The sequence below is a fragment of the Streptomyces sparsogenes subsp. cuspidosporus genome, from assembly GCF_039532705.1.
Taxonomy (GTDB): domain Bacteria; phylum Actinomycetota; class Actinomycetes; order Streptomycetales; family Streptomycetaceae; genus Streptomyces; species Streptomyces sparsogenes.
This window is the reverse complement of record NZ_BAAASD010000035.1, coordinates 95,781-104,327: the sequence shown is the minus strand read 5'-3', so window position 1 is coordinate 104,327 and position 8,547 is coordinate 95,781. Positions and strand designations below refer to the sequence as shown.

Annotated in this window: 7 protein-coding genes; 2 read left to right on the top strand and 5 right to left on the bottom strand. The window is 72.5% G+C overall.

Going from position 1 to position 8,547, the window contains the following annotated elements:
- A partial coding sequence (locus ABFY07_RS31450; protein WP_346177737.1) for an FAD-binding and (Fe-S)-binding domain-containing protein occupies positions 1 to 2,141 on the bottom strand: 2,141 nt, incomplete at its 3' end.
- 212 nt (positions 2,142 to 2,353) lie between these two features.
- Here ABFY07_RS31450 and serC point away from each other — a divergent pair.
- Complete coding sequence (gene serC / locus ABFY07_RS31445) at positions 2,354 to 3,472, top strand: phosphoserine transaminase (RefSeq protein WP_065960902.1); 1,119 nt, start codon at positions 2,354 to 2,356, stop codon at positions 3,470 to 3,472.
- 108 nt (positions 3,473 to 3,580) lie between these two features.
- Here the strand turns inward: serC and ABFY07_RS31440 are convergent, their stop codons facing one another.
- The gene (locus ABFY07_RS31440) at positions 3,581 to 4,417 is read right to left on the bottom strand and encodes an ABC transporter permease (protein WP_346177747.1); all 837 of its coding nucleotides are present in this window, start codon (positions 4,415 to 4,417) and stop codon (positions 3,581 to 3,583) included.
- A 2-nt stretch (positions 4,418 to 4,419) separates the two neighbouring features.
- On the bottom strand, positions 4,420 to 5,616 hold the full coding sequence (locus ABFY07_RS31435; protein WP_346177736.1) for an ATP-binding cassette domain-containing protein: 1,197 nt from the start codon (positions 5,614 to 5,616) through the stop codon (positions 4,420 to 4,422).
- Positions 5,617 to 5,762: 146 nt separating this feature from the next.
- Here ABFY07_RS31435 and ABFY07_RS31430 point away from each other — a divergent pair, with 146 nt between their 5' ends.
- The gene (locus ABFY07_RS31430; protein WP_346177735.1) at positions 5,763 to 6,533 is read left to right on the top strand and encodes a TetR/AcrR family transcriptional regulator; all 771 of its coding nucleotides are present in this window, start codon (positions 5,763 to 5,765) and stop codon (positions 6,531 to 6,533) included.
- Between the two features lie 69 nt (positions 6,534 to 6,602).
- Here the strand turns inward: ABFY07_RS31430 and ABFY07_RS31425 are convergent, their stop codons facing one another.
- Both ABFY07_RS31425 and ABFY07_RS31420 read right to left on the bottom strand, forming a co-directional pair.
- Positions 6,603 to 7,610 (bottom strand): SdiA-regulated/phytase-like domain-containing protein, encoded by a 1,008-nt coding sequence (locus ABFY07_RS31425; protein ID WP_346177734.1) that lies wholly within the window; start codon positions 7,608 to 7,610, stop codon positions 6,603 to 6,605.
- A gap of 218 nt (positions 7,611 to 7,828) precedes the next feature.
- On the bottom strand, positions 7,829 to 8,422 hold the full coding sequence (locus tag ABFY07_RS31420; RefSeq protein ID WP_346177733.1) for a hypothetical protein: 594 nt from the start codon (positions 8,420 to 8,422) through the stop codon (positions 7,829 to 7,831).
- Between the last annotated feature and the right edge of the window lie 125 nt (positions 8,423 to 8,547).

The window sequence follows — 8,547 nt, the reverse complement described above, 5'->3', positions numbered from 1 at the left end:
GGGGCGCCGCCCCACGCGGCGGCCCTCGCCGCGCCGCGCGCCCGATCGCGCCACCAGCGGGTGAAGGGCTCCCGGGCCAGTTCGGGGATGTCGCGCTCGGGCGCGATGCCGCCCACCCGCTTCGCGAGGGCGGCCAGCGGTGCCACGCCCGCCGCCGCGTTGGCCACCGGCGCCGCCCGGAGCGCGGCGGCGGCCCGCAGCCACACCGGCAGCCGGCCCATTGAGTAGTGCGCGGCGGGCCGCACCCGGCCCTCGTAGTGGTGGTGCAGGAACTCCGCCTTGTACGTGGCCATGTCCACCCCGACCGGGCAGTCGCTGCGGCACCCCTTGCACGACAGGCACAGGTCGAGCGCCCCGCGCACCTCCTCCGAGCGCCAGCCGTCGCGGACCACCTCGCCCGCGAGCATCTCGTGCAGCAGGCGGGCGCGGCCGCGCGTGGAGTGCTGTTCGTCGCCGGTCGCGCGGTAGGAGGGGCACATCACGGCCGCGCCGGAGACGGACTCGTTACGGCACTTGGCGACGCCCACACACCTGCGCACGGCGGCCGAGAAGTCGCCGTTGTCGTGCGGGTAGCCGAACTCCACGTCCACCGGGCGCCGGGGCAGCGGTGCGAAGCGCAGGTTTTCCTCCATCCGCTGGGGGCGGACGAGGGCGCCGGGGTTGAGGCCGCCGGCCGGGTCCCACAGGTCCTTGAAGCGGGAGAAGAGCCGGACCATCTCGTCGCCGTACATCCGGGGCAGCAGCTCCGCCCGCGCCAGGCCGTCACCGTGTTCGCCCGACAGCGAGCCGCCGTGGGCGACGACGAGGTCGGCGAGGTCGGTGGAGAAGTCACGGAAGACGCGTACCCCGGCCTCGCTCAGCAGGTCGAAGTCGATCCGTACGTGGATGCAGCCGTCGCCGAAGTGCCCGTACGGCGTGCCGCGCAGCCCGTGCTGGGCCATCAGCGCGCGGAAGTCGCGCAGATACGCGCCGAGGCGGGCGGGCGGCACCGCGCAGTCCTCCCAGCCGGGCCAGGCCTCGCTGCCGTCCGCCCTCCCCGGAAGACGCAGCCGGGTGGCGGTGCCGGAGGCGTCCTCGCGGATCCGCCACAGGGCGCGCTGCCCGGCCGGGTCGGCGACGACGGTGTGGTCGGTGGTGGCGTCGGCGGCCGCGCGGGCCAGGGTCCGGGCGCGGGCCAGGGCCTCCTCCCGGGTCGCGCCGCCGACCTCGACGAACAGCCAGGCGCCACCCTTCGGCAGGCCCTCCGCCCCGGTGACCAGGTCGGCGGCCATGCCCTCGACGGTGAGCGGGCCGTGGGGCAGCAGGGTGTGGGCGGCCTCGGCGGCGGCGCTCTCGTCCGGGTAGCCGAGGACCGCGAGGGCGCGGGCGGCGGGCGCCTCCACGAGGCGTACGGTCGCCTCGGTCAGCACGCCGAGCGTGCCCTCGCTGCCGGTGAGCGCGCGGGCCACGTCGGCGCCCTTCTCGGGCAGCAGCGCGTCCAGCGCGTAGCCGGAGATGCGGCGGGGCAGTTCGGGGAAGCCGGTGCGCAGCAGGGCGAGGTCGCCGTCGACCAGGGCGCGCAGTCCGTCGCGCAGCCGCGGGGGGAGCCCGTCCAGGCCGCGCCCGGCGCGCAGCCGTTCGCCGCCGTACGTCACCACGTCCAGCTCCCGTACGTTGTCGGCGGTGGTGCCCCAGGCGACGGAGTGGGAGCCGCAGGAGTTGTTGCCGATCATGCCGCCGAGGGTGCAGCGGCTGTGGGTGGACGGGTCGGGGCCGAAGGTCAGCCCGTGGGCGCCGGCCGCCGTGCGCAGTTCGTCGAGGATGACGCCGGGCTGGACGACGGCGGTGCGCGCGTCCGGGTCGAGGGAGACGATGGACCGCATGTGGCGGGTGAAGTCGAGGACGACGCCGAGCCCGGTGGCCTGCCCGGCGATCGAGGTGCCGGCCCCGCGCGCCACCACGGACACCGCTCTCTCGCGGCAGACGGCCAGCGCGGCGGCGACGTCGTCGGCGTCGTACGGCGCGACGACCCCGGTGGGCACCCGCCGGTAGTTCGACGCGTCCATCGTCATCAGGGCCCGGCTCGTCGTGTCGAAGGAGACCTCGCCGCGGACGGCGCGGCGCAGTGCCCGCTCCAGTTCGTCTGCCTCGTGATCAACCATGTCCCCCATGGTCCATGGCGGGGGCCCGGATGAGAATGACAAGCTCCGTTTCAACGGTGGGCCGTACCGGACACGTAACGGTGGGCCGAACCGGACAAGTGCTGGGCCGTACCGGACAAGTAACGACGAGGCCGTGCCGGAGAAGAGACACGGTGTCTCATCCGGTGGACACCGGGGCAGGCTGGGCATACCGACGGATTAGGCTTTCGTCCGTGGCTGAGATCCGGATTCCCGCTGACATCAAGCCCGCCGACGGTCGCTTCGGCTCGGGCCCCTCCAAGGTGCGCACCGAGGCGCTCAGTGCGCTGGCCGCCACCGGGACCTCACTGCTGGGCACCTCCCACCGCCAGGCCCCGGTCAAGAACCTGGTCGGCAAGGTGCGCGAGGGCGTGCGCGAGCTGTTCCAGCTCCCCGAGGGCTACGAGGTGATCCTGGGCAACGGCGGCTCGACCGCCTTCTGGGACATCGCGACCCACGGCCTGATCGAGAACAAGTCCCAGCACCTGTCCTTCGGCGAGTTCTCCTCGAAGTTCGCCAAGGCCGCCAAGCTCGCGCCGTGGCTGGACGAGCCGACCGTGATCTCCGCCGACCCGGGCACCCACCCGCTGCCGCGGGCGGAGGCGGGCGTGGACGTCTACGCGCTCACCCACAACGAGACCTCCACCGGTGTCGCCATGCCGATCGAGCGCGTGGCGGGCGCCGACGAGGGCGCGCTGGTGCTGGTGGACGCCACGTCGGGCGCCGGGGGCCTGCCGGTGGACATCGCCCAGTCGGACGTCTACTACTTCGCCCCGCAGAAGTCCTTCGCCGCCGACGGCGGACTGTGGATCGCGGTCTTCTCGCCCGCCGCGCTGGAGCGCGCCGCCCGCGTGCACGCCTCGGGCCGCCACGTGCCGGAGTTCTTCTCGCTGCCGACCGCGATCGACAACTCCCTGAAGAACCAGACGTACAACACGCCGGCACTCGCCACGCTGTTCCTGCTGAACGACCAGCTGGAGTGGATCAACGGGCAGGGCGGCCTGGACTGGGCCGTGCGGCGCACCGCGGCCTCCTCGGGCGCGCTGTACGGCTGGGCGGAGGAGTCCAAGTTCGCCACGCCGTTCGTCACCGACCCGGCCAAGCGGTCGCAGGTCGTCGGGACGATCGACTTCAACGAGGACATCGACGCCGCGGCCGTCGCCAAGGCGCTGCGGGCCAACGGCATCGTGGACACCGAGCCGTACCGCAAGCTGGGCCGCAACCAGCTGCGGATCGCCATGTTCCCGGCCGTCGAGCCGTCCGACGTGGAGGCGCTGACCGCCTGCGTGGACTACGTCATCGAGCAGCTCTGACCTCAGGACTCCCAGACGCCCGGAAGGGGCCCGCGGCCGGTTTCGGCGGCCGCGGGCCCCTTTCGCGTGCGGTGACGCGCCCCTTGGCGTGGGGTGGCGGGCGGCGCCTCAGCGGCTCAGCCGCTGGAAGCGCCGTACGGCCAGGGGGAGGAACACCGCCGTGAGGGCCAGCGGCCACGCCACCGCCATCAGCGTGGCGTGCCGCTCCACCCAGCCGCCCCCACCCGGGACCGGATTGCCGAACAGGTCGCGGATCGCGTTCGCGGTGGAGGAGACGGGGTTCCACAGCGCGATGGCGCCCAGCCAGTCCGGCATCATCGCCGGCGGGGTGAAGACGCTGGAGATCATCCCGAGCGGGAAGGCGACCGCGAACAGGCTGCCCGCCGCCTCCTGCGTGGGCACCAGCAGGCCCAGATACACCCCGACCCAGATCAGCGCGGACCGCAGCCAGATCAGCAGCGCGAAGGCGCCGAGGGTCGCGAGCGGGCCGCCGTCCGGCCGCCAGCCGACGGCGAGGGCGATCGCCGCGAGCACCGCGAGGTCCACGGAGGCGCCGATGACATCGGCGACGCCGCGCCCGCTGACCACCGCGGAGGGCGCCATGGGCATGGAGCGGTAGCGGTCCATCACGCCCCGCTCCTTGGCGGCGGCGACCGCGACGGCGGTGTTCATGAACCCGTTGGCCATGGTCATCGCGAACATGCCGGGCAGCGCGTAGTCCTGGTAGTCGGCACCGCCGCCCACCTCCATGGCGCTGCCGAAGACGTAGACGAACAGCAGCACGAACATCACCGGGGTGCCGAGCTGCCAGGCGATGGCGGCGGGGTAGCGGAGGAGGACGGTCAGCTCGGTGCGCACGATCGTCAGGCAGTCCACGACCGCCCAGTACGCCCGCCGCTCCGGCTCGTCGGCGACGGCCCGTCCCGCCGCCGAGGGGCTCATCATGCTCACGCCGCCGCCTCCGTCCGCCCGGCCGCACCGGACTGCTCCTCCGCATTTGGTTCCCCCGGCCCGCCGCCCGGCCCGCCCGGATCGTCCTGCCCGCCCGACCCGCCCGACCCACTCGGCCCACTCCGCCCGCCCGGCTCCCCCGGCCCGCCGCCCGGCCCGCCCGGATCGTCCTGCCCGCCCGGCTCGTCCGTACGGTGTCCGGTCAGCCGCAGGAACACCTCGTCCAGGGTCGGGCGGCGCAGCCCGATGTCCTCGACGGCCACGCCCCGTTCCTGGAGGGTCCGCGCGACCTCGGTCAGCGCCGCGACCCGGTCGCGCACCGGGGCCGTCACCCGCCGGTCCTCCCGGTCGACCTCCGGCCCGGCGGGCTCCGCGCCCTGGCCGCCGCCCCGCGCCGCGCCCTGCCCCGCGCCTTCGTCCATCACGCGCGCCACGGCCTCGACCGCGGCCGGCAGATCGGCGGTCTCCCGTACCACCACCTCGATCCGGTCCCCGCCGATCGCCCGCTTGAGTTCGGCCGGCGCGTCGTCGGCGATCTTCCGCCCCCGGTCGATCACGGCGACGCGGTCCGCGAGCTGGTCGGCCTCGTCGAGGTACTGGGTGGTCAGCAGCACGGTCGTACCGCCCGCGACCAGCGAGCGGACCGCCTCCCACACCTCGTTGCGGGCGCGGGGGTCGAGCCCGGTCGTCGGCTCGTCGAGGAACAGCACCGTCGGGGCGAGGATCATGCTCGCGGCCAGGTCGAGCCGGCGCCGCATCCCGCCGCTGTACTCCTTGGCCACCGTGCCGGCGGCCTCGCTCAACCCGAACGCGCTCAGCAGCTCGTCGGCCCGCCGCGCGGCCCGCGCCTTGTCCAGGTGGAAGAGGCGGCCGAACATCACCAGGTTCTGCCGCCCGGTCAGCATCTCGGCCACCGCCGCGTACTGGCCGGCCAGCCCGATCCGGCGGCGCACCTCGCGGGGCTGCCGGGTCACGTCGAACCCGGCGACGGTCGCCCGGCCGCCGCTCGGCCGGGCCAGCGTGGCCAGGATCCGTACGGCCGTCGTCTTGCCCGCGCCGTTGGGGCCGAGCAGCCCTTGAACGGTGCCGTGCCCGACGGCCAGGTCGAAGCCGTCGAGCGCGGGTTTTCGTCCGTATCGCTTCCGCAGCCCCTCGGTGCGGACCGCCCATCGCGCCGCGTGTGCCGTATCCACGTGAAACCCCCATGTCGGTCGGTGGCCGCGACGGCCACTGAGTAGACCCCATCCGAGTACACCGTACCCATATTCGAGTACAGCGTACTCAATTCGTGCGTACGCTGTACTCGGTTTTCCGGCGGCGGCGTAGGATGAGCGGCGCGATGACCACGACCGAACACAGCGGCGGCGGAGACATCTCCCGCAGCCTCGAACTCCTGTGGGGCACCGGCGAGCGACCCAGCCGCGGGCCGAAACCCGGGCTGACCCTGGAGCGGATCGTGACGGCCGCCATCGCCGTCGCCGACGCGGAGGGGCTCGCCGCGGTCTCCATGCGGCGGCTGTCGGCCGAGCTGGGCGCCGGCACCATGTCGCTGTACCGCTACGTCCCCGGCAAGGCCGAGCTGCTGGACCTGATGCTCGATCAGGTGCAGGCGTTCGACCCGGACGCCCATGCCCCGGACCTGGGCTGGCGCGAGACGCTGGAGATGGTGGCCCGCGGCTCCTGGCAGCTGTACGAGCGGCACCCCTGGCTGCTCCAGGTCGACCAGGCGCGCCCCATCCTCGGGCCGAACGCCATGGCGGGGCTGGAGTTCGCGCTGCGCGGCCTGGACGGCCTCGGCCTCACCGACCGCGAGCGGATCCATGTCATCGTGACCGTCGAGGGGTTCGCCACCGGCATCGCCCGCACCCATGTGAACTCGACGATGGCCGAGAAGCGCACGGGCGTGAGCGACGAGGAGTTCTGGAAGGCGCACACGCCCGCGCTGGAGAAGGCGCTCGCCAGCGGCAGATTCCCGATGCAGGCGGCGCTCGGCGAGGACGCCTTCTCCGGGCGGGGCGAGGATGCCTTCGAGTTCGGCCTGAAGAACCTGCTGGACGGCATCGGGGCGTTCATCGCGAACCGCGCCCGCGAGACCGCCGCCGAGCGGTGAACCTCAGGCCGTGGCACGAAGGCCGGCGAGGAACCTCATTCAGCGAGCGACCTCTCTCAGCGAGCGACCTCAGCGGCGGCGGCGCAGGACCGAGCGCAGACCGAAGAACAGGGCCGCCGCGACGGCGAAGGTCAGCGCGCCCTTGAAGAGATTGCGGTCCTTCTCCTCCTTGGACGCCCCGTCCCGGCCCGACGGGTCCCCGCCGCCATTCTTCTCCTGCTCCTTCGCCGTCGCGTCCGGCAGCAGTTCCCCGCCCAGCTTCACCGCGGTCACCTTGCTGCCGGGGCCCTCCGTGCCGTACATCAGCGTGCCGCCGTCAGTGGTGAAGGTGACCGACTCACCCTGCCGCTGCAGCGGCAGATCCGGCTCCTCCTTGAGCCGCTCCGGCTTGCCCCCGCGCCAGCGGTACTCCGCGACGTTGAAGTAGCCGCGGAGCACGAGTCTGCTGGCGTCCGGGGCGAAGGCCCCGTCCGTCACCTCCATGTCGATGTCGGCGACCCGCCGGAAAATGTTGGCCCCGGAGGCGGACAGCGCCTTCGGCCCGACGTAGAGCCCGCCGTCTTCCTGGCTCTTGCTCGCGATATAGGCCCGGCCGGTCTTCGGCTCGATCATCATCGCCTCGGCGTTGCGCGGGCCGTCCTCGTATTTCACGGTGAACTGCGTCGCGGTGACCGTGGTGTTCCGCAGCTTCTTCGGCTCGGGGAAGCGGTAGATCCATACATGCGACCAGGTCCCGCCGAGGTTGTCGCCGATGTCGCCGACGTAGACATGGCCGTCCGGCCCGACCGAGATGGCCTCCACATCGCGCGGGCTGCCGACGCCGCGCATCGTGACGGTCGCGACCGTCCGCCCGGTCTTGCTGTCGACGGCGTAGACGTACGGGCCGTCGTCGCTGTCGTTGTGCGTCCAGTAGACGCCCGGGTGGGCACGGCTGGCCGCCAGACCGCTGGACTCGGTGATCCGGGAGTCCTCGATCGTGAACGAGGACGGCGACGTGTGGTCGTCGGCGGCGGCCGGGGCGGCGGCGGGCAGAGCCACCAGCGCGGCGGCGCCGAGGACGGACGGAAGCGAACGCATGGGGCCAAGACTGCCATCCGGGCCGCCGTCCGGGCGCGGCCCGCGGGGGTCGGCGGCCGGCCAGGGGCGGGCCCGGGGCGGCTACACCCGTCTGATTGACTTCGTCGAGAACGGGCAGATAACGAATGGGCGGACGGCCTGCACCAGCCCTGCACATGAATTCACAATCTCTCGATTATTTCAACTGATCCGGAGATTAATTTCCCGAAATTTATCGGTCATTGACGGCAAAGCGGATCGTGGCGTTGCATCGAAGAATACGACCCGCCTACGGTCTTGCCCCATGAGCGAATACGGTGGTTCTTCTTACGCACAAACCGCGCCGCCCGTGCACCCCGGGGGCGCCCCGGCGGACTCCGGACAGTCCAAGAAGTTCGCATGACGGTCAGCGCGGCGCCGATCAGGACCATGTAGAGGCCGGGGCCCGCGGAGACGTCGGCCATCTTCACGACCGCCTCGGCGGCCTTCTCGGCCTCGGCCGCGGACGCCCCTTCGTCGCTCTCCAGCTTCTGGGCGACCAGGCGCGCCGGGTCGGCCATGTTGATCACGGCGAAGACCACGCTGACCAGCGACAGGACCGCGCCGCCCAGGTAGAGCGGGGCCTTCTTGGCGACCATGGCGCCCACCACGGCCAGCGCGGCGACGATGGAGACGATCAGCGTGATCACGCCGTCGCCGTCCATGCCCTTGATGCCGCCGTCCGTGCCGTCGGAGCCGGAGACCACCCAGTTCACCAGGGAGCCGACGAGGGCGATGACCGCCCCGACGATCGCGAAGATCTTCGGAGTCCTCGGCTTCATGAAGTCCCGCAACAGCCGATAAGAATTACGACCGGCAACAATTCAGCGAACGCATCCGAGAGCCCGCTTTTCGGCCGCACCCCGGCCGGAAATGCGGGCATTCGGATTTCCCGGGCCGCCTTGCCGGGTAATTCCAA